Genomic DNA, 21,239 nt, shown 5'->3' with positions numbered 1-21,239 from the left:
GTCAACGGTCGCGCCGGATTTGGTGCTTTACCGCAGAGCGGCATAAACCGCGTCTGGCCGGTTTTTGGCTGCTTTTCGACGAAAAATCACGAATTTGGCGACAAAACGACAGCAAAACTGACCTATCTCGGACAAAATCGATTGAATTTTCTCGCAAATGCACAAATTTCGTCGCGCGTATTTTTTCTTCTGCTAACGTCCGGCCATCGGATTCGAGGGAGAATTCCATGGGTGCCCGGACCAACGTGAAACGAGAAAAACACATCGAGGCCGCAAAGGCCGCAGCCGCCGCTCTCGGCGCAAAAACACTCAACCCCGACATCCTTTTCGGGCGTGCCAGCAAGGACGATCTGGAACACTATACCGGCCCGATGCTTGCCGCCGCCGCCGCCCATGCCATGGCCGAACTCGAGGCGTGGGACGGCAGCCAGCCGCGCGTCACCGTCACCACACTTGCCGATGTCAAACCGCAGGGCCAACCGGTCTCCGTCCTCTCCGTCACCGACCGCAACCAGCCGTTCCTCTATGACTCGGTCATGGGCGAGGTGACGAGCACGCACCGCGATATCCATCTCGCGATCCATCCGATCCTCGTCGTCAACCAGGAGGAAGCGCCGAAGCTCTTCTCGCCGGATGAGGAGAGCGACCCGACGCAGCGCGTCAGTCATATCGAAATCCATCTTTCCGAACTGGCACCCAATGAAGCCGCAGCGCTGGCCGACCGCGTGATGCATGTGCTTAACCAGGTGCATCTGGCCGTCGACGACTGGCCGTCCATGCTGGAAAAGCTCAACGGCGCCACCGCCGACATGGAGCGCTACGCCAAGGACAAGCCTGGCAAGAGCGAGGCGCTCGCCTTCCTCGACTGGCTGCGCGGCAACAACTTCACCTTCCTCGGCATGCGGGAATATTCCTATTCCGGCAAAGGCGAGCGGGCGACGGTGGAACGCGGCGGCGACGGTCTTGGCATCCTCTCCGATCCGGACGTGCGCGTGCTGCGGCTGGGCAAGGACGCGGTCACGACGACGCCGGAAATCCTCGAATTCCTGGAAGGCCCGGATTTCCTGATCGTCACCAAGGCGAATGTGAAATCCGTCGTGCACCGCCGCGCCTATATGGATTATATCGGCCTGAAGCGTTTCGACGAGAAGGGCAAGGTGATCGGCGAGCTGCGAATCGTCGGCCTCTTCACCTCGACGGCCTACACGCATGCTGCTGGCCAGATCCCGCTGCTGCGCTCAAAGGTCGAAGCGGTCGTCGATCATTTCGGCTACGACCCGAAGAGCCATTCCGGCAAGATGCTCATCAACACCCTGGAATCCTATCCGCGTGACGATCTCTTCCAGATCGATCCCGGACTGCTCGCCACCTTCTCGGAGCAGATCAACGAGCTGTCCGATCGGCCGCGAATCCGAGTCCTGCCGCGCATCGACCGTTTCGACCGCTTCGTTTCCGTCATCGTCTATGTGCCGCGCGAGCAATACGATTCCGACGTGCGCGAAAAGATCGGCAACTATCTGAAGTCGGCTTATGATGGTCGCGTGTCGGCGTATTACCCGGCTTTCCCCGAGGGTGGCCTTGCCCGCGTGCACTTCATCATCGGACGTTCAGGCGGTAAGACGCCGCGCATTGCCCAGAACAAGTTGGAACAGGCGGTGCGCGAGATCGCCACGCGTTGGACCGATCGCTTCGAGGCGCTGTCCAGCGCAGACGGTCTTCGCCTCCATGCCGATACCGGCTATCAGGAAGACTTCACGCCCACCGAGGCCAATGCTGATCTCGCCCTGATTTCGACGGCAACGCCGGAAACCCCGATCCGCATCTCTTTCTATCGCAAGGCCTGGAACACGGACCTTACTTCGGTGGAGCTGAAAATCTTCCACGCTGGCGAACCGGTTTCCTTGTCGCGCCGGGTGCCGCTGCTCGAAAATCTCGGTTTCAACGTCATCAGCGAACAAACACACGATTTGACGCTCACGACCTTCGACGGCAATGAGCGCCGCGTCATCCTGCATGATATGGAGTTGAAGCAGCGCGACGGCCTGGAGGTCAATCTCGCCAAGCTAAGCCCCATGCTGGAGGAAGCCTTCCTCGCCGCCTGGCACGGCGAAGTGGACGACGACGCGCTGAACCGTCTTGTCCTGACCGGCGGCCTCTCAGCCCGCGAAGTCATGGCATTGCGCACCTATTCGCGCTACCTGCGCCAGACCGGAATCGCCTATTCGCAGGGCTATATCGCCGATACGCTCAACAAGTATCCGGCCATTGCCGCCAACCTCTTCCGCCTGTTCGAGACCCGTCTCGACCCCAAGCTGACCGAGCGTCAGCGCGAGAAGAAGTCCGGCGACATCTCCACGGCCATCGAGGAGGCGCTGGCCAACGTGCCGAGCCTCGACGAGGACCGCATTCTCCGCCGCTACGTCAACGCAATCCAGGCGACGCTGCGCACCAACTATTTCCAGCACGACGCCGACGGCAAGCCGCGCAAGACCTTCGCGATTAAGCTCGACCCGAAGGCGCTCGACGGCCTGCCGGAACCACGCCCGTTCCGCGAAATCTTCGTCTATGGCGCGGAAGTCGAGGGCGTGCACCTGCGCTTCGGCAAGGTCGCCCGCGGCGGCCTGCGTTGGTCCGACCGCGCGCAGGACTACCGCACGGAAGTGCTCGGCCTCGTGAAGGCGCAGCAGGTCAAGAACTCGGTCATCGTGCCCGTCGGTGCCAAGGGTGGCTTCTATCCGAAGCAGCTGCCCGTTGGCGGCAGCCGCGACGCCGTCTTCAAGGCCGGCACCGAAGCCTATAAGACCTATATCCGCACGCTGCTCTCCGTCACCGACAACATCGTCGGCCAGGATGTGGTGCCGCCGGCCGATACGGTGCGCCTCGACGGGGACGATCCCTATTTCGTCGTCGCCGCGGACAAGGGCACCGCGACCTTCTCCGACACCGCGAACGGCTTGGCGCAGGAAGCCGGCTTCTGGCTCGACGACGCTTTTGCATCGGGCGGCTCGGCCGGCTACGACCACAAGAAGATGGGCATCACCGCCCGTGGCGCCTGGGAAACCGTCAAGCGCCACTTCCGCGAGATGAACATCGACATCCAGAAGACGCCATTTACCGTCGCCGGCGTCGGCGACATGTCGGGCGACGTCTTCGGCAACGGCATGCTGCTGTCGCGCAAGATCAAGCTCGTCGCGGCCTTCGACCACCGCGACATCTTCATCGATCCGTCGCCGGATACCGACACGTCCTTCGCCGAGCGCCGCCGCATGTTCAACCTGCCGCGCTCGAGCTGGCAGGACTATGATCGCTCCGTCCTCTCCAAGGGCGCGATGATCATTCCGCGCACAGAGAAATCCGTGACGCTGACGCCGGAGGCACAAGCCGTCATCGGCCTCGACAAGGCCAAGGCCACCCCGTTCGAAATCATGACGGCGATCCTCAAGGCGCCGGTCGACCTGATGTGGTTCGGCGGCATCGGCACCTATATCCGCGGCCAGAACGAGACGGACGCCGAGGTGGGCGACCGCGCCAACGATCCGATCCGTATCGTCGCAGACGATGTCCGCGCCAAGGTGATCGGCGAGGGCGCCAATCTCGGCGTCACCCAGCGCGGTCGTATCGCCTTCGCCCTCAAGGGCGGACGCTGCAACTCGGACGCCATCGACAACTCGGCCGGCGTGAATTCGTCGGACGTCGAGGTCAACATCAAGATCGCACTCGCCTCGGCCATGCGCGACGAGCGGCTGACGCGCGCCAAGCGCAACGTGCTGCTTGCCTCGATGACTGATGAAGTCGGCCATCTCGTGTTGCGCAACAATTATCTGCAATCGCTGGCGATCTCGCTGGTCGAAAAGCAGGGCACGGCCAACCGCGCGCCGCTGACCCGCCTGATGGACCGCTTCGAGGCAGGCGGCCTGCTCAACCGCAAGGTCGAGACGCTGCCCGACGACCGCACGCTTGCCGAACGCTACCAGGCCGGCAAGCCGTTGACGCGGCCGGAAATCGGCGTGCTCCTCTCCTATGCCAAGCTGGTGCTGTTCGATGAGCTGGTTCACACCAACCTGCCGGACGAGCCCTATTTTGAGCCGACATTGACCGGTTACTTCCCGGCCAAGATGCAGAAGACCTATGCGGACGATATCCGCTCGCATCGCCTGCGCCGCGAGATCATCGCGACGATTCTCGCCAATGAAGTGATCAACCGCGGCGGCCCGGCCTTCATCAACGGCCTGACCGATGGCACCGGCTTCGGCCCGGCGAATGCGGTGAAGGCAGCGGTGATCGCCCGTGACGGTTATGGTCTTGCCGCGCTTTATGCTGGCGTCGATGCCCTGGACAACCAAGTCGCCGGCACCTTGCAGAACGAGCTCTACGAAGAGATCGGCCGCATCTATGCCAACGTCACCAGCCTGCTACTGACCACCGGCGCCGTCTCCGGCCCAATGGACCAAGCGGTGCACAAACTGAAACAGGCGCTGAAGCAGTTGCGTCCGCAGCTCTCCACGCTGGTGTCCGACGCCATCGGCGACGAGGCCCGCCGCAAGGCGCATGCCTATGAGGACGAGGGTGTTCCGGCCGAGCTTGCGGAAGAGATCGCAACGCTCTCCCTGCTCACCTTCGTGCCCGAGGTCATGCTGATCGCCAATGCGACAGGCGATTCACTCGCCAAGACGGCGCAGACCTTCGCCGGCATCAGCGCGACGCTGAACATCGGCCGTCTGCTCTCGTCGGCAAGCCGCATCCCGACCGGCGATCTTTACGAGGCGCTCGCCCTCCAGCGCAGCCTCACCGATATCGCCAATGCCCGGCGCGACCTTGCCACCGTGGTGCTGACGCGCCACAAGGGCGACAAGGCGCCGCTCACCACCTGGCAGCAGGGCGACAAGGAGCGGCTTGCCCGTGTGACGGCAAACCTCTCGGCGCTGACGGACGGCGGCGAAGCGACGCTGGCCAAGGTCTCCGTCGCTGCGGGCATCCTGAGCGACCTTGCGCAGGAAAGAGCGAAATGACACAGTTCCCTGCCGGCTGACGGACCCCGTTAGCCGGCTTGGGGACGGGCGCGGTCATCGCCCCCGATATCAGCGGGAGGGGCGATGACGGTTGTCACGGAAAGCCGGGAGCCACGCACGGGCCGGCTCGGGATTGCGGGCTGGATGCTGTTCGACTGGGCGGCGCAGCCGTTCTTCACCGTCATCACCACCTTCATCTTCGGCCCCTATCTCGTCTCGCGCCTGACGGAGGATCACGCCGCCGGCCAGGCTGCCTGGAGCTATACGCTCACGCTTTCCGGCATCGCGATTGCGCTGCTCGCCCCCATCATGGGTTCGATTGCCGACGCTTCCGGTGCGCGAAAACCCTGGATCGCCGTCTTTGCGGCCATCAAGATCCTCTCGCTTGCCGCCCTGTGGTATGCCGCCCCCGGCAGCGGTCTCATCTACGCCATGGTGCTGATCGTTCTGGCGACCGTCGCCGCCGAATTCTCCATCGTCTTCAACGATTCCATGATGCCGCGGCTCGTGCGCCCTGAGGATACCGGCCGCATCTCCAACATTGCCTGGGGTCTCGGCTATCTCGGCGGCATGATCGTGCTGATCGCGGTTGTGGCCCTTCTCGCCGCCAATCCGGAGACCGGCAAGACGGCCATCGGCATCGCGCCGCTCTTCGGCCTTGATGCGGCGGCTGGGGAGGATGCCCGCATCACCGGGCCGATCTCGGCGCTGTGGTATTTTGTCTTCATCCTGCCGATGTTCTTCTTCACGCCGGACCAGAGCAAGGGCCTGCCGATCGCCGCTGCCGTGCGCGCCGGCTTCGCCGACCTGTCCGAGGCGCTGAAGGACCTGAAGAACAAGCCCGGCATCCTGCGCTTCCTCGTTGCCCGCATGATCTACCAGGACGGCGTCAACGGCCTCCTCGCGCTCGGCGGCACCTTCGCTGCCGGCATGTTCGCCTGGCAGACCTTCGAACTCGGCATCTATGGCATCATCCTCAATGTCGTCGCCATCGGCGGCTGCCTCTACGCCAGCCGGCTCGATACGCGGCTGGGATCCAAGACCGTGGTCATCATGAGCCTCGTCTGTCTGACCATCGCGACGGTCGGTATCGTCTCGACCGGCCCCGGCTTCACTCTGTTCGGCCTGATCCCGCTTCCGGCAGAGGATTCCGGCGGTCTCTTCGGCACCGCCGCGGAAAAGGCCTATATTCTTTACGGCCTGCTGATCGGCGTCGCCTTCGGCCCCGTGCAGGCCTCGGCACGCTCCTATCTCGCCCAGAGCATCCATCCGGACGAGGCCGGCCGCTATTTCGGCCTCTACGCCCTCTCAGGCCGCGCCACGTCCTTTCTGGCGCCGCTCTCCGTCGCCCTCATCACAACGGCAACGGGCTCTGCCCGCGCGGGCATGATGGCGCTCATCGTCTTCCTCGTCGTCGGCTTCCTGCTCCTGCTGCGCACGCCCTATCCGGCAGCGAAAGTCGAGGCCTGAAACACAAAACGCCCCGCAAGCGGGGCGTTTCGATTTCCGGGATGACTCCGGCTAAGGATCAGTGGCGGAAGTGGCGCATGCCAGTGAAGACCATGGCGACGCCCGCTTCATCCGCCGCGGCAATGACTTCCGCATCGCGCATCGAGCCGCCCGGCTGGATCACGGCCGTCGCACCCGCAGCAATCGCCGAGAGCAGGCCGTCAGCGAAGGGCAGGAAGGCCTCGGAGGCGACGGCAGAGCCGCGCGTCAGCGGCTCGGCCAGGCCCATGGCCTTGGCGGCTTCCTCGGCCTTCAGGCCAGCAATGCGGGCGGAGTCGACACGGCTCATCTGGCCGGCGCCGATACCGGCCGTTTGGCCATCCTTGGCATAGACAATCGCATTCGACTTGACGTGCTTGGCGACCTTGAAGGCGAACTTCATGTCGACAAGCTCCTGCGCCGTCGGTGCGCGCTTGGTGACGACCTTGAGGTCGAGATCCTCGACCATGCCGTTGTCGCGGCTCTGCACGAGCAGGCCGCCGGAAACCGTCTTTGCGGAGAGACCGGGCACGCGCGGATCGGGCAGGGCGCCCGTCACCAGCAGGCGAAGGTTCGGCTTGGAGGCGATGATGGCGCGCGCCTTCTCGTCGGCATCGGGCGCGATGATGACCTCGGTGAACAGTTTTACGATTTCCTCCGCCGTCTCGCCGTCGAGCGTCGAATTCAGCGCGATGATGCCGCCAAAGGCCGAAACGGGATCGCAAGCCAGCGCCCGCGCATAGGCATCCTTCAGCGTTTTGCCGGTGGCCACGCCGCAGGGATTGGCATGCTTGATGATCGCGCAGGCCGGGCCGTTTTCCGGCAGGAACTCGGCAACCAGCTCGAAGGCGGCGTCGGTGTCGTTGATGTTGTTGTAGGAGAGCTGCTTGCCCTGCAGCAGCGTCGCGGTGGCCACACCGGGACGATTCTCGCCGGTCACGTAGAAACCCGCCTTCTGGTGCGGGTTCTCTCCGTAGCGCATCTCTTCCTTCAGCACGCCGCCGAGCACGCGGTGACGCGGCATCGCGATATCGAGCGCCTCGGCAAACCAGTTGGAGATCGCCGCATCATAGGCCGCCGTGCGGGCATAGGCCTTCGCTGCAAGGCGCTGGCGGAAGGCATAGGAGGTCGAACCGTCGGCCAGCTCTTCCAGCAGCGCCGGATAGTCCGAGGGATCGGTGACGATGGCCACATAGGCATGGTTCTTGGCCGAGGCGCGGATCATCGCCGGTCCACCGATATCGATATTCTCGACCGTCGTCGGATAATCGCCACCCTTGGCGCGGACTTCCTCGAACGGATAGAGGTTGATGACGGTGAGGTCGATCGCACCGATGCCGTGCGCTTTCATCGCCTCGACATGCTCGGCATCGTCGCGGATCGCCAGCAGGCCGCCATGCACGGACGGGTGCAGCGTCTTCACGCGGCCGTCCATGATTTCCGGAAAGCCCGTGACCTCCGAAACGTCGGTGATGGCAAGGCCGGCATCGCGGAGCGTCTTGTGCGTGCCGCCCGTCGAGAGCAGGCGAACGCCCTTGTCGGCGAGTGCCTTCGCAAGCTCGACGACACCGGTCTTATCGGAGACGGACAGAAGCGCGGTGCGGACGGCAACGCGGTCAGGGGCGGGAATTTTCTTGGAAACAACGGCCATGGGGCGCTCCGTTCTGCGGCCCCGGGAGGAGGGGCGGATGGTCATGCGCCCCGTTATCACAGGCAGGACCGGGAGAAAACCGTGAAAGGCTGAATTCTCAACGTTGCCGCGCGAGGGACCACTGAACTTCCGGCATCTCGGCAAGCGGCATTGTCAGCGTCAGCTGCCGGGAGGGGCGCACGCCGGAAGGATCAGCGAAGAAGACGTCTTCCTCCTCCTCGACCGGCACATCGAGGCAGGTCAGCGCCCAGGCCTCGCCATCCGCCGCCACCAGCCGCGTCTCGTTGGCAGAGGCGCGATAGAGCTGGATGGTCGGATGGACGTGGAAGCGTACGATGGCCGTACCCTTGTCGATCGGCGCATTCGCCGCCGCCGGCTTGAAGAAACGCTCGCGGCCGCGGATTTCGCCACCCGTCGCCGACACCAGGATATCGCGCTCATAGATCAGACCGAAGCGCTTGAGATATCCGTCATGGCTCGCCGTCACGCCATCGGCACCGGAATCGCGCTCGATGCGCGTGACGTTCACCTTGCTGACGCCGCCGATGATGATGGGCCCGAGGAAGCGTGAGCTGGAAATACGCGAGGAGGACGTGTCGTTCAGCGTCGCCACCGAATGGGCGGCCGTCATGCGCGACATCTGCCGCATCGCCTCGCCGGCAAAACGCGGGCGCCCGGAATTGACGATGAAGCGGTTCTTTCCGGAGGAAACTTCGATGGAAAGCGTGCCGGCGGCCGCCGTCGATGACAGATCGACGGATTTCGGCATGCCGGTATCCATCAGCACCACGGTGTCCTTCACCGCCACCCGGTCGTAATTGATCGAGGGCAGGGCCTTGAAGGGCGCACCGCCGGTCTCGTCGTAACGAAGCGCCGACATCAGCTCATTGGCGAGCGTATAGGTCGCGCCGTTGAATAGCGCGAGTTCGCCGCCCTGATGACGGAAGAAGCGCAGCGCCGGATAGATGCGGTCGATGCAGGGAATGAGCTGCGCCGGCATATCATGGCCTAGATTGACATAGGTCTGGCGCAGCGGCAGCAGATCGAGCAACAGATCGAGGGCGGCCCGCGGATTGCGCGAGCAATGGCCGCCGTCCGGCAGGATCTGCCGGTCCAGTTCCTCGTCGAGATGACGGGCGGCCTTGCGCATCTTGGAGGGCGAGGAGGGCATGGCGATGGAGGCCATGGCGAGTGCGATACGCACACGCAGCCGCGGTTCGCCGTCGCGCGTCGTATCGGCGACGTGACGCAGGTAGCGCACCTGAAAGGCTAGGCTCTTCAGGAAACGGCGGTAGAAGGGATAATCGGCATCCTTCAGCACGACGGGCGAGTGTGAGAGCCAGGCGATGATGCGTTGCGCCGTGACATCCGGCCGCCAGGCAAGCCCACCGATGACGCGGCCATGGCTTTGCAGCCAGTCGTCGACGATGAAGCGGGTCGTCAGCGCCGCCTTTTCCGGATCGACGAGGCGCATATGGCGCAGCCAGCCGAAGCAATGCAGGCGAACGGCGAATTCTTCCGATGGCAGTTCCAGCGCGAAGGGCGATTCGCCCTCGCATTCGAGGCTGCGGCCGGCGAGCGGGAAGCGGCCAGCAGTGATTTCTTCGCCGGCAAAGGAATCGGCCGGATGCAGATCGGTCGGCGCAACGATGAGGCGGTCTGGCGTGCCGCCGGAAAAACGCATGGCGCTGATCCGGCCCAAGGCAAGCCTTCGCGAGAAGCGCCGCCAGCCCTCACGCATATACAGATAGGATAGCCGCTGATGGTCGGAAAGCTGCATGGTTAACGAATGCCTCCAGACCTATAGGTAGGCCGAGGAGAGGAGCGCCGTCAATTCATCGCCTGCTGATGGACTGTTGATGACCTCGGCAATATTTTGGGATGATTTTGCGCTCAACCGGCTTTCCGAAGCCTTACCGCGTAAAATCCATCCAATCCGCCCGCATGATCTCCGGTTGCCGGCAGCATGGCCGGCGTCGTGCGCAACTCGCCGCGCGGCGAAACCGCATCCTCCAGACCCGGCCAGTCGGCGGGATCGGCCGGAATGATTCGCCAGTCTGCATTGTCGGCAAGAACGCGCGAAACCATGTCCTCGCCCTCGTCGGGATCGAGCGAGCAATTGGAAAAGACGAGCTCACCGCCTGGCTTGACCAGCGTCAGGGCATGACGGAGCAAGCGCTCCTGCAGGCGGGCGAGCTTTTCGATATCCTCGGGACCTTTTGTCCAGAGCACGTCTGGATGTTTGCGGATCGTGCCGGTGGAAGAGCAGGGGGCATCGAGCAAAACGGCGTCGAAGAGCTCGTCGGTGCGGAAATCCGCCATGTTGATCTCCTGCGTCGTCGCCGATAGACCGAGACGCTCGAGATTGCCGATGAGCCGCTTCAGACGGTTGCCGGACTGGTCGAGCGCCACGACGTTAGCGCCGGCGAGCAAAAGTTGCGCCGTCTTGCCGCCGGGAGCCGCGCAGAGATCGACGACACGCTTGCCCCTGAGATCGCCGAACAGCTTTGCCGGCAGGCTCGCCGCCGCATCCTGCACCCACCATTGCCCGTCGTCGAACCCTTCCAGTGCGGGAATGGCACCGGAGGCGGCGGGAAGCCGAACGGAGCCGGTCGGCAGCACACGGCCGCCGAGTTTGGCGGCCCAGCCTTCGGCATCGGACTTGACGGTTAGATCAATGGCGGACGGTTGCAGCATCGCTTCGGCGATGCGGCCGGCATGCTCGCGGCCGTAGATCTTGGCGAGTCGGTCGTAAAACCATTCAGGAATGACGGGAACGGCGCGGGTCGCGGTGAGATGCGAGGCCTTTTCGCGCGACAGCCGGCGCAGCACCGCATTGGTGAGGCTGGCAAAACGACGGTTGCGCGGGTCGAGCTGCGCCTGCTCGACGGCGAGGTCGACGGCCGAATGATCCGGCACGTCTAGATAGAGGATTTGCGCAGCCGCGACGGTCAGCACATGGTGCAACGCGCGGGCGCCATCCGGCAGCGGCGTGCCGACGAGCGTGTCGAGAATGGCCTCGATACGTGGGAGATGGCGCAACGCCGTGTTGAGGATGGCGCGCACCAGCGCCCGGTCGGCATCGTTCAGCTGGCGATAGGCGGGGTTGCCGTTTTCGAGGTCCAGCATGCCGTCGAGAGACGTCTTGCGATCGACCACGGCCGCGAGGATCTTTGCCGCAGCCTGGCGGGCGCGCAAGCCCGGCTTTTCCGGCTGGGTCTCGACCGCCTCGGGCTTCGGTCGCCTGGGACCGTCATGGCGTTTCGGGAATGATTTTTTTCTGCGCGTGTCGTCGTTCAAGACCAGGGACCTTTGGGTGGTTCGGAGCCACCGCGTCCCCAGCCCGTCGTCGGTACGGAGCGCGATTTGCGCACGGGATTATCAGCCCGGGCCGGTTCCGTCGAGCGGGCCTGCATGGTGCGAGCCATTTCCTGAAGCGCGGCAATGCGGTTCTCGGTGTTCGGATGGGTCGAAAACAGGTTGTCCATGCGCTCGCCCGAGAGCGGATTGATGATGAACATATGCGCAGTTGCCGGATTGCGCTCGGCCTGATTGTTGGGAACGCGGCCGGCCGCGACTGCGATGTTGCCGAGTGCGGAGGCCAGCCACAACGGGTTACCGCAAATCTCCGCACCCCGTTTGTCGGCAGAATATTCGCGCGTGCGGCTGATTGCCATCTGCACCAACATGGCGGCGAACGGCGCGACGATCATCGCAATCAACACGCCGACGAAACCACGCGGATTGTTATTCTCGCGGTTGTTGCTGTCGCCGAAGAACATGGCGAAGTTTGCGAGCATGGAGATCGCACCCGCGAGCGTCGCCGTCAGCGTCATGGTGAGCGTGTCGCGGTTCTGGATATGCGCCAGCTCATGCGCCATCACGCCCGCCACCTCTTCATAGGACAGCGCCTGGAGAAGGCCGGTGGAGGCAGCGACGGCGGAGTTCTGCGGATTGCGGCCCGTCGCGAAGGCATTGGGCTGGTCGCTGTTCATGACGAAAACGCGCGGCATGGGCAGGCCGGCACGCGCCGCGAGATCCCGCACGATGCCGTAATATTCGGGTGCCGTGCGTTCGTCGACCTCCTTGGCGCCGTACATGGACAGCACCATCCGGTCGGAATTCCAGTAGGAAAAGACATTCATGCCGATCGCAACGACGAGCGCGATCATCATGCCGCCCTTGCCGCCGATGAGCAGGCCCACGCCCATGAAAAGCGCCGTCATAGCGGCGAGAAGCATGGCTGTGCGAACGATGTTCATACGTTTTCGGCTCCTGTCAGGTCCATCGACCCCGCTATCGATCCTTGGTTTCAAGGACATGGTTCACGTGAAACGGCGCTTTCCACAGCGTCGTCGCGCTCCTATATGATGGGAAACCACCCGCACTTCTTCAATATCCAGGAAGGATGCCGATTTTCATGGACAGCGACAACGACAATCATTCCGACGGCCGAAAAGTGCTTCCGCCCGCAGCCCAGCGCGCCCTGCAGGAAGCCGAGGAACGTCGCAAGGCAACCCAGCCCGCCGAGCGCGCCGAGGAGATCGGCGGCCGCGGCGGTGAAGACCCGGCGCGGTTCGGTGACTGGGAGATCAAGGGCCGGGCGATCGATTTCTGAGAGTGGGAAGCCAGCTTAGGAAGTCACATCGCTTCATGCCCCTTTGCTTCATGCGCCCAACCTCTCTCCGTCCTCGGATCAAACCCGAGGATGACGTGAGTGGGAAGGGGAGGGGTGCCCCATTCCAATAAGTCCAAGCAATTTCTTCAAACGAAAACGGCGGCCGATAATGGCCGCCGTTTCGCTTTGTCGTTCCGTCACCCGACGGTTCAGCCGCCCGCCTTGTTCTGGCGGTTCGCGATCAGGTCGTCGACGACGGCTGGATCAGCCAGCGTCGAGGTATCCCCGAGTGCGCCAAAATCGTCCTCGGCGATCTTGCGCAGGATGCGGCGCATGATCTTGCCGGAGCGGGTCTTCGGCAGGCCGGGGGCGAACTGGATCTTGTCCGGCGTCGCGATCGGGCCAATTTCCTTGCGGACGTGTTTGACGAGATCCTGGCGCAGCGCGTCATTGCCTTCCTCGCCGGCCATCAGCGATACGTAGCAATAGATGCCCTGGCCCTTGAGGCTGTGCGGATAACCGACGACCGCCGCTTCCGAAACGAGGTGGTGCGAGACGAGGGCCGATTCGATTTCGGCTGTGCCGAGGCGGTGGCCGGAGATGTTGAGCACGTCGTCGACGCGGCCGGTGATCCAGTAATAGCCGTCTTCGTCGCGGCGGCAGCCGTCGCCGGTGAAATACTTGCCCTTGTAGGTGGAGAAGTACGTTTCGACGAAGCGCTTGTGATCGCCATAGACGGTGCGCATCTGGCCCGGCCAGCTGTCGGTGATGCAGAGATTGCCGTCGGCAGCGCCTTCCAGCACATTGCCCTCGTTGTCGACGAGCTCGGGCTTGACGCCGAAGAACGGCCGCGTCGCCGAACCCGGCTTCAGGTCCGTCGCCCCCGGCAGCGGGGTGATCAGGATGCCGCCGGTTTCCGTCTGCCACCAGGTATCGACGATCGGCGAACGGCCTTCGCCGACGACGTTGTAGTACCATTCCCAGGCTTCCGGGTTGATCGGCTCGCCGACCGAGCCGAGCAGACGCAGCGACGACCGGTCGGAGCGCTTGACGAAATCGTCACCGGCACCCATCAGCGCGCGGATCGCCGTCGGCGCCGTATAGAAGATGTTGACCTTGTGCTTGTCGACCACCTCCCAGAAGCGGCCGGCATCCGGGAAATTCGGCACGCCTTCGAACATCAGCGTGGTGGCGCGGTTCGCCAGCGGGCCATAGACGATGTAGGAATGGCCGGTGACCCAGCCCACGTCGGCCGTGCACCAGTAGATATCGCCGTCCTGATAATCGAAGACGTATTTGTGCGTCATCGAGGCGTAGACGAGGTAGCCGGCCGTGGTGTGCAGCACGCCCTTCGGCTTGCCTGTCGAGCCGGAGGTGTAGAGGATGAACAGCGGGTCTTCCGCCTTCATCTTGGCCGGCGGACAATCGCGCGGCACCGTCAGCACTTCCTTGTGATGCCAGATGTCACGGCCGGGTGCCCAGCCGATCTTGCCGCCGGTGCGGCGCACGACCAGAACCTTGTTGACGATGACATGCTGCTTGGCGGCGATGTCGATCGCCGTATCGGTGTTTTCCTTGAGCGGGATCGGCTTGCCGCCGCGCACGCCCTCGTCGCAGGTGACGACGAAGGTCGATTCGCAGTCAACGATACGGCCGGCCAGCGCATCCGGCGAGAAGCCGCCGAAGACCACCGAATGGATGGCGCCGATACGCGCGCAGGCGAGCATCGCATAGGCTGCCTCCGGAATCATCGGCATGTAGATGGTGACGCGGTCGCCCTTCTTGACGCCGTGCTTCTTCATCACGTTCGCCATGCGGCAGACATGTTCGTAAAGCTCGTTGTAGGTGATCTTCTTGTCGATATAGGGGTTGTCGCCTTCCCAGATGATGGCGACGTCGTCGCCATGCGCCTTCAGGTGACGGTCGATACAGTTGTAGGAGACGTTGGTTATGCCGTCCTCGAACCACTTGATCGGGACCTTGCCGGTAAACGAGGTGGTCTTCACCTTTGTATAGGGCTTGAACCAGTCGATGCGCATGCCGTGCTTGTCCCAGAAGCGCTCCGGGTTCTCGATGCTCTCGCGATACCATTTCTGATAGGTGTCGTTGTCGATGAGCGTACGGTTTTTCGCGGATTTCAGGACCGGATAGGTCTTTGCGGACATGGATGCCTCCCTATGACTGCGCATGCGCGGGAAACCGTATTCTCCTCCGGCCCCGCCACTCTCGGCGCCATTCATATCAGGTCAAAGCATTACGGCAATTAGACAAAGGTCATTTGTCTCTTGAAGAATTGCATTTCTGCGACAGTGAGGGTATAGAGGGCGCAATTCCCGGAACATAGTGGTTAACTACCCCACGACCCGCGACACCGGCGCGGACGGACAGAAGGACTATATGCATGGCTCAGCAGCTCCTCATGCCAAAGGCGACCGCGGTCTGGCTGGTCGACAACACGGCGCTGTCGTTCGAACAGATCGCGACTTTTTGCAAACTGCACCCGCTTGAAGTGAAGGCGATCGCCGACGGCGAATCAGCCCAGGGCATCAAGGGTCTCGACCCGATCTCGACCGGCCAGCTGTCGCGCGAGGAAATCGCGCGCGCCGAAGGCAACCCGAACCACAAGCTGAAGCTTTCCGACCCCAAGGTTCGCGTTCCCGAATCCAAGCGCAAGGGCCCGCGCTATACGCCGGTCTCCAAGCGTCAGGACCGCCCGAACGCCATTCTCTGGCTCGTGCGCAACCATCCGGAACTCAAGGATGCGCAGATCTCGCGTCTCGTCGGCACCACCAAATCGACGATCGAGCAGATCCGTGACCGCACCCACTGGAATTCGACGAACCTGACGCCGATGGATCCGGTCACGCTGGGCCTGTGCTCGCAGATCGATCTCGACCTCGAAGTCGAACGCGCCTCGAAGGGCCGTCCTCTGCCGACGGCCGCCGAACTCGGTGCCACGCTCGAATCCGCCCACGAAACGGAAAAGCTGCCCTACAACGACCGTGAAGAGGAAAAGGAAATCGACGCCGACGCCGTCTTCGCCAAGCTCAAGTCGCTCAAGTCGTCTACCCCGGACGAGGACGAAGAGGACCGCTTCTAAGGGACGCTTCATTGCTAACAATAAAACCGGCCGTCAAAAGCAGCCGGTTTTTTTGTGCCCGCCGCTATGTCCCCTGCGTCATACGGCCGATGGTGGCGGCTATTGCCCGCAGGCTTGTGGCGCAGGATCGACTGATGCTTTCAGTAAATCATGAATGACAGTATCGGCTACCGCCTTATCCGCGTCGACAGGATGATCGATGACAGCGTGCGTTCCACGCCGTCGATGGCGCCGATCTTGTCGATCAGGTCGTCGAGTTCGGCGATCGAGGCCGCTTCGACCACGGCGATCAGGTCGAAGCTGCCGCTCACCGAATGCAGGGTGCGCACGGCGGAGATGGCGTGCAGTTCCGTGGTGATGCGCGCCAGCGTCTTCGGCGCGATGGTGATAAGGACATGGGCCTTCACCATGCCGCTCTCATAGGCATCCGAAAGCTTGACGCCGTAGCCGGCGATCACGCCAGCCCGTTCCAGCCGGTCGATCTTCGCCTGCACGGTCGTGCGCGATAGGCCCAGCTTGCGGGCGATCGTCGCGGTCTGCTCGCGGGCGTTCTCGCTGAGGATGGCGAGGAGCTCACGATCCTTGGCGCCTAGCGTCGAAATGCTCATTTTTACCGTCGTTCTGCCGATATCGATAATTGATTATGCCAGATATGGCGCTTTAAATCGACAGCCATCCCTCTCAAATTAAGCGCATCAATTCATGCCGGAGGGAAATCACATGAAGGACATCGTCGTCATCGGCGCAGGCAAGATCGGCTCGACCATTGCACGCATGCTGGCTCACAGCGGGGATTACCGCGTCACCGTTGCGGACCGCGCCGAAGAGCAGCTCGCTGCCATCGAGAAGCATGCCGCGGTCACCACGGCCGTCGTCGATATCGCCGATGCTGCCGCCATGAAGGCCCTTCTGACCGGCAAGTTCGCCGTTCTCTCGGCCGCCCCTTACCACCTGACGGTCGCGATCGCCGAAGCGGCCGCCGCTGCCGGCGTGCACTATCTCGACCTCACGGAAGACGTCGAATCCACCCGCCAGGTCAAGCGCATCGCCGAAAACGCCAAGACGGCCTTCATTCCGCAGTGCGGCCTGGCACCGGGCTTCATCTCCATCGTCGCCAACGACCTTGCCAGCCGCTTCGACACGCTCGACAGCGTGCGCATGCGCGTCGGCGCCCTGCCGCAGTACCCGTCCAACGCCCTGAACTATAACCTGACCTGGAGCACGGACGGCGTCATCAACGAATATATCGAGCCCTGCGAAGCCATCGTCGAAGGCGCGCTGATCGAGGTTCCGGCGCTGGAAGAGCGTGAAGAATTCTCGCTCGATGGCGTTACCTACGAAGCCTTCAACACCTCGGGCGGCCTCGGCACCCTCTGCGAGACGCTGAAGGGCAAGGTTCGGACGCTGAACTACCGCACGATCCGCTATCCCGGCCACGCAGCCATCATGAAGGCGCTGCTGAACGACCTGGGTCTCCGTCATCGCCGCGAAGTCCTCAAGGACATCTTCGAAAACGCCCTGCCGACCACCACGCAGGACGTCGTGATCATCTTCGTGACCGTTTCGGGCCGCAAGGGTGGCCGCCTGATCCAGGAAACCTACGCCAACAAGGTCTATAGCGCCCCGGTCGCCGGCGCCCTGCACTCCGCCATCCAGATCACGACGGCCGGCTCGATCTGCGCCGTGCTCGACATGCTGGCCGATGGCTCGCTGCGCGCTAGAGGCTTCATCCGCCAGGAAGAAATCGCCCTCGACGCCTTCCTCGCCAACCGCTTTGGTCACTACTACGCCCAGGAAAACCGCGGCGCCCACGCCGCCTGATCTCTTTGAAGACCTTCGATGCCCCGGCCGAAAAGGCCGGGGCATCTTTCGCATCTGTGGCCCAAAGCCGCGGGGAAGCAGAGAACGCCACAAGGCGCGGACACATAAAAATGGGGCCTCTTTCGAGGCCCCTTTTATTATGAAGTAAATAAACCTCCACCTGCGGTGGAGGACTGGACGGGTTTTACATCGTGATTGAGAGACCTCCGTGCTTGGACCGTTAGGTTTTCCGAGACATAGAACGGAGGTTTTATGGACGAACGCTCGCAATCGCACGCGACGTGGGACTGCAAATATCATGTGGTCTTCGCGAGTAAATACCGAACGAAAAGGCTCTACGGGGATTTGCGCCGTGAGCTTGGTGATCTGTTGCATAGACTTGCTTTGCAGAAGGATTGCCGGATCGAGGAAGGGCACTTGATGCCCGACCATGTGCATATGCTGATATCGATACCGCCGAAGTATTCTGTGTCGCACATTGTTGGCTTTTTAAAGGGTAAGACGGCTCTTTACGTTGCCAATAAATATGCGCGCAAGCGGCGCTACAAGGGATACCATTTTGGGGCGCGAGGGTACTTCGTGTCGACGTCTGGCTATGATGAGCAGGTCGTCAGACGATATATCCGTAATCAGGAAAAGGTCGACAAAGCTTCCGACTCTGCCGACCTCTTTAACCGTAGCTACTAACTTATAGCAAAACCGCTTCTAGCGGTCCAAGCGCAGCGTTTCAAACCTCCACCTCCGGTGGAGGTTATGATTTTTGCCGGATTGTCTTTTTGCTGACTTAGGCGAGCTTGGCGCAGGCGTCCGCGATGCGCTTCAGCGCTTCCGTCAGTTCCGTTTCCGACGTGGCGTAGGAGATGCGGAAATAAGGGGAGAGGCCGAAGGCGGAGCCGGGCACGACGGCGACGTTGGCGTCTTCGAGGAGATAATCCGTGAAGTCGCTGTCGGCTTCGATGCGCTTGCCCTTCGGGGTGGTCTTGCCGATCACGCCGGCGCAGCCGGAGAAGGTGTAGAAGGCACCTTCCGGGGTGCGGCAGGCGAGGCCGGGAATGGCGTTCAAGGCCGAGACGACGAGGTCGCGGCGGTGCTTGAAGCTCGCCTGACGATCCTTCAGAAATTCCTGCGGGCCGTTCAGCGCCTCGACCGAGGCGGCCTGGCTGACGGAGGAGGGGCAGGAGGTCGCCTGGCTCTGGATCACGGCCATGGCCTTGATCAGTGCCTTCGGGCCACCGGCATAGCCGATGCGCCAGCCGGTCATGGCATAGGCCTTGGAGACGCCGTTGATCGTCAGCGCGCGGCTTTTCAGGCGCGGCTCGATCGCGACGGGGGTCACGAACCTGAAGCCGTCATAGACGATGTGCTCGTACATGTCGTCGACCATCAGCCAGACATGCGGATGACGAAGAAGCACGTCCAGCAGCGGGCGGTAGTCGGCTTCACTATAGGCGGCGCCGGACGGGTTGGACGGCGAGTTGAACAGCACCCAGCGCGTCTTTGGCGTGATCGCCTTTTCCAGCTGCTCGGCTTTCAGGCGGAAGCCGGCTTCCGCGTCGCAGGGGATCAGCACCGGCACGCCGCCGCAGATTTCCACGATGTCGGAATAGGACGTCCAGTAGGGCGTCGGGATGATGACCTCGTCGCCCGGATTGACCGTCGCCATGAAGGCGTTGAACAGGATCTGCTTGGCGCCCGTCGCGACGGTGACTTCGTCGACGGCATAGTCGATGTTGTTTTCGCGGCGGAATTTTTCAGAGATCGCCTTCTTCAGCTCCGGCGTGCCGTCGAGGGCCGTGTATTTCGTGTCGCCGCGGTCGATGGCGGCCTTGGCGGCGGCCTTGACGTTATCGGGCGTGTCGAAATCAGGCTCGCCGGCGCCGAGGATGATGACCGGCAGGCCTTCCTTCTTCATGGCAGCGGCGCGGGCGCCGATCTGCAGGATTTTTGAGACGCCGATGGCGGCGATACGCGAGGCGGGCTGGAAGCCCGCCTCCTCGATCTTGGTCTGGTCGTTCATATCGGCTTACTCGATATCGAAGGAGACGCCCTGGGCGAGCGGCAGGGCCTTCGAGTAGTTCACCGTGTTTGTGGCGCGGCGCATATAGGCCTTCCAGGCGTCGGAGCCGGATTCGCGGCCGCCGCCGGTTTCCTTCTCGCCGCCGAACGCGCCGCCGATTTCAGCACCCGAAGTGCCGATGTTGACATTGGCGATGCCGCAGTCCGAACCGTCGGCCGAGAGGAAGCGCTCGGCTTCCTGAACGTTGAGCGTGAAGATCGACGAGGAGAGACCGGCCGAAACGGCGTTGTGGTCTTCGAGAACGGCGTCGAAGTCGGAATACTTCATGACGTAGAGGATCGGCGCGAAGGTCTCTTCGAGAACCGGGCCGGCCTGCTTCGGCATTTCGACGATGGCCGGCTTGACGTAGTAGGCCGTGTCCTTGCCGGCGTCGGCAACGCGCTCGCCGCCGGTGACGGAACCGCCCTCGGCCTTGGCGGCTTCCAGCGCCTTCTGCATGCCGTCGAAGGCCTGCTTGTCGACGAGCGGGCCGACGAGGGCCGAGGTCTCCAGCGGGTTACCGACGGAAACGCTGGTATAGGCCTTCTTCAGGCGCGGCACGAGCTGGTCGTAGACGCTGTCATGCACGAAGAGGCGGCGGAGCGTCGTGCAGCGCTGGCCGGCGGTCCCCATGGCACCAAAGGCAATCGCGCGCAGGGCCATGTCGAGATCGGCGGACGGGCAGACGATGCCGGCATTGTTGCCGCCGAGCTCGAGGATCGAGCGGGCGAAACGCTTGGCGAGGCGCGGGCCGACTTCCTTGCCCATGCGGGTGGAGCCGGTGGCCGAGACGAGCGCGACCTTGTGGTTGTCGACGAGGGCTTCGCCGATGGTGCGGTCGCCGATGAGGACCTGGGAAAGGTTCGCCGGCGCATCGCCGAAGCGGGCCAGCGCGCGATCGAGGATCGCCTGGCAGGCGAGGCCGGTCAGCGGGGTCTTTTCAGAGGGCTTCCAGACGATGGAATTGCCGGCGACGAGCGCGAGCGCCGCGTTCCACGACCAGACGGCGACCGGGAAGTTGAAGGCGGAGATGATGCCGACGACGCCGAGCGGGTGCCAGGTTTCCATCATGCGGTGGCCGGGGCGCTCGGTGGCGATGGTGAGGCCGTAGAGCTGGCGGGAGAGACCGACGGCGAAATCGCAGATGTCGATCATTTCCTGCACTTCGCCGAGGCCTTCGGAGGTGATCTTGCCGGCTTCGATGGAGACGAGGCGACCGAGATCTGCCTTGGCGGCGCGCAGCTCTTCGCCGAGCAGGCGCACGAGTTCGCCGCGCTTGGGGGCCGGCACGAGGCGCCAGGCCTTGAAGGCCTCATGGGCGGCGTCGATGGCCTTGTCTGTCTCGGCGCCCGAAACGGTCTTCAGCTTGCCGATCTCTTCGCCGCTGACCGGGCTGAACGAGGCCATGTCGCCACCCTGCCACAGGCCACGGGCAACGCCGAGCTTGTCGAGAAGGGCTTCGGTTTCCTTTTTCACGTCGACTTTCGTCATGGGGT

At 63.1% G+C, this 21,239-nt stretch carries 14 protein-coding genes; 6 read left to right on the top strand and 8 right to left on the bottom strand.

The features are described 5' to 3' along the window. The first annotated feature begins 227 nt into the window (after nt 1-227). Together D0Y60_RS18000 and D0Y60_RS17995 are read left to right on the top strand one after the other, a co-directional pair. Nucleotides 228-5,009 carry an NAD-glutamate dehydrogenase gene (locus D0Y60_RS18000; protein ID WP_117371348.1) on the top strand — a complete coding sequence of 1,594 codons (4,782 nt, stop codon included), beginning with the start codon at nt 228-230 and terminating at the stop codon, nt 5,007-5,009. A gap of 84 nt (nt 5,010-5,093) precedes the next feature. After that, on the top strand, nt 5,094-6,479 hold the full coding sequence (locus D0Y60_RS17995) for an MFS transporter (protein ID WP_117371347.1): 1,386 nt from the start codon (nt 5,094-5,096) through the stop codon (nt 6,477-6,479). A 58-nt stretch (nt 6,480-6,537) separates the two neighbouring features. Here D0Y60_RS17995 and purH read toward each other — a convergent pair whose 3' ends face one another. From purH to htpX, 4 genes are all read right to left on the bottom strand, one after another. Then, nucleotides 6,538-8,148 (bottom strand): bifunctional phosphoribosylaminoimidazolecarboxamide formyltransferase/IMP cyclohydrolase, encoded by a 1,611-nt coding sequence (gene purH, locus D0Y60_RS17990; protein WP_117371346.1) that lies wholly within the window; start codon nt 8,146-8,148, stop codon nt 6,538-6,540. Nucleotides 8,149-8,245: 97 nt separating this feature from the next. Then, the gene (locus D0Y60_RS17985; RefSeq protein WP_117371345.1) at nt 8,246-9,928 is read right to left on the bottom strand and encodes a heparinase II/III family protein; all 1,683 of its coding nucleotides are present in this window, start codon (nt 9,926-9,928) and stop codon (nt 8,246-8,248) included. 113 nt (nt 9,929-10,041) lie between these two features. Next, nucleotides 10,042-11,346 (bottom strand): RsmB/NOP family class I SAM-dependent RNA methyltransferase, encoded by a 1,305-nt coding sequence (locus tag D0Y60_RS17980; protein ID WP_245409221.1) that lies wholly within the window; start codon nt 11,344-11,346, stop codon nt 10,042-10,044. Between the two features lie 98 nt (nt 11,347-11,444). Beyond that, nucleotides 11,445-12,410 carry a zinc metalloprotease HtpX gene (gene htpX, locus D0Y60_RS17975; protein WP_117371343.1) on the bottom strand — a complete coding sequence of 322 codons (966 nt, stop codon included), beginning with the start codon at nt 12,408-12,410 and terminating at the stop codon, nt 11,445-11,447. A 158-nt stretch (nt 12,411-12,568) separates the two neighbouring features. On the opposite strand from htpX, the gene D0Y60_RS17970 reads away from it, so the two are divergent. Further along, on the top strand, nt 12,569-12,766 hold the full coding sequence (locus tag D0Y60_RS17970; protein WP_117371394.1) for a DUF1674 domain-containing protein: 198 nt from the start codon (nt 12,569-12,571) through the stop codon (nt 12,764-12,766). A 209-nt stretch (nt 12,767-12,975) separates the two neighbouring features. Here D0Y60_RS17970 and acs read toward each other — a convergent pair whose 3' ends face one another. Then, nucleotides 12,976-14,931, bottom strand: a complete 1,956-nt coding sequence (gene acs, locus D0Y60_RS17965; RefSeq protein ID WP_117371342.1) for an acetate--CoA ligase — start codon at nt 14,929-14,931, stop codon at nt 12,976-12,978. A gap of 236 nt (nt 14,932-15,167) precedes the next feature. Between acs and D0Y60_RS17960 the strand changes: the two genes are divergently transcribed. Then, complete coding sequence (locus D0Y60_RS17960; RefSeq protein WP_117371341.1) at nt 15,168-15,866, top strand: DUF1013 domain-containing protein; 699 nt, start codon at nt 15,168-15,170, stop codon at nt 15,864-15,866. 167 nt (nt 15,867-16,033) lie between these two features. Here the strand turns inward: D0Y60_RS17960 and D0Y60_RS17955 are convergent, their stop codons facing one another. Further along, nucleotides 16,034-16,474 carry an Lrp/AsnC family transcriptional regulator gene (locus tag D0Y60_RS17955; RefSeq protein ID WP_117371340.1) on the bottom strand — a complete coding sequence of 147 codons (441 nt, stop codon included), beginning with the start codon at nt 16,472-16,474 and terminating at the stop codon, nt 16,034-16,036. Between the two features lie 112 nt (nt 16,475-16,586). On the opposite strand from D0Y60_RS17955, the gene D0Y60_RS17950 reads away from it, so the two are divergent. Together D0Y60_RS17950 and tnpA are read left to right on the top strand one after the other, a co-directional pair. Further along, on the top strand, nt 16,587-17,687 hold the full coding sequence (locus D0Y60_RS17950; RefSeq protein WP_117371339.1) for a saccharopine dehydrogenase family protein: 1,101 nt from the start codon (nt 16,587-16,589) through the stop codon (nt 17,685-17,687). 252 nt (nt 17,688-17,939) lie between these two features. Next, on the top strand, nt 17,940-18,374 hold the full coding sequence (gene tnpA, locus D0Y60_RS17945; protein WP_117371338.1) for an IS200/IS605 family transposase: 435 nt from the start codon (nt 17,940-17,942) through the stop codon (nt 18,372-18,374). Nucleotides 18,375-18,471: 97 nt separating this feature from the next. On the opposite strand, the gene D0Y60_RS17940 is transcribed toward tnpA, so the two are convergent. Both D0Y60_RS17940 and D0Y60_RS17935 read right to left on the bottom strand, forming a co-directional pair. Beyond that, entirely contained in the window at nt 18,472-19,704 is a 1,233-nt protein-coding gene (locus D0Y60_RS17940) for a pyridoxal phosphate-dependent aminotransferase (protein ID WP_117371337.1), read from the bottom strand. Between the two features lie 6 nt (nt 19,705-19,710). Further along, nucleotides 19,711-21,234 carry an aldehyde dehydrogenase family protein gene (locus D0Y60_RS17935; protein ID WP_117371336.1) on the bottom strand — a complete coding sequence of 508 codons (1,524 nt, stop codon included), beginning with the start codon at nt 21,232-21,234 and terminating at the stop codon, nt 19,711-19,713. Between the last annotated feature and the right edge of the window lie 5 nt (nt 21,235-21,239).

It is taken from the genome of Shinella sp. WSJ-2, assembly GCF_003432075.1.
Taxonomy (GTDB): Bacteria; Pseudomonadota; Alphaproteobacteria; order Rhizobiales; family Rhizobiaceae; genus Shinella.
The sequence above is the reverse complement of the archived record's forward strand: the minus strand, read 5'-3'. Positions and strand labels throughout refer to the sequence as shown.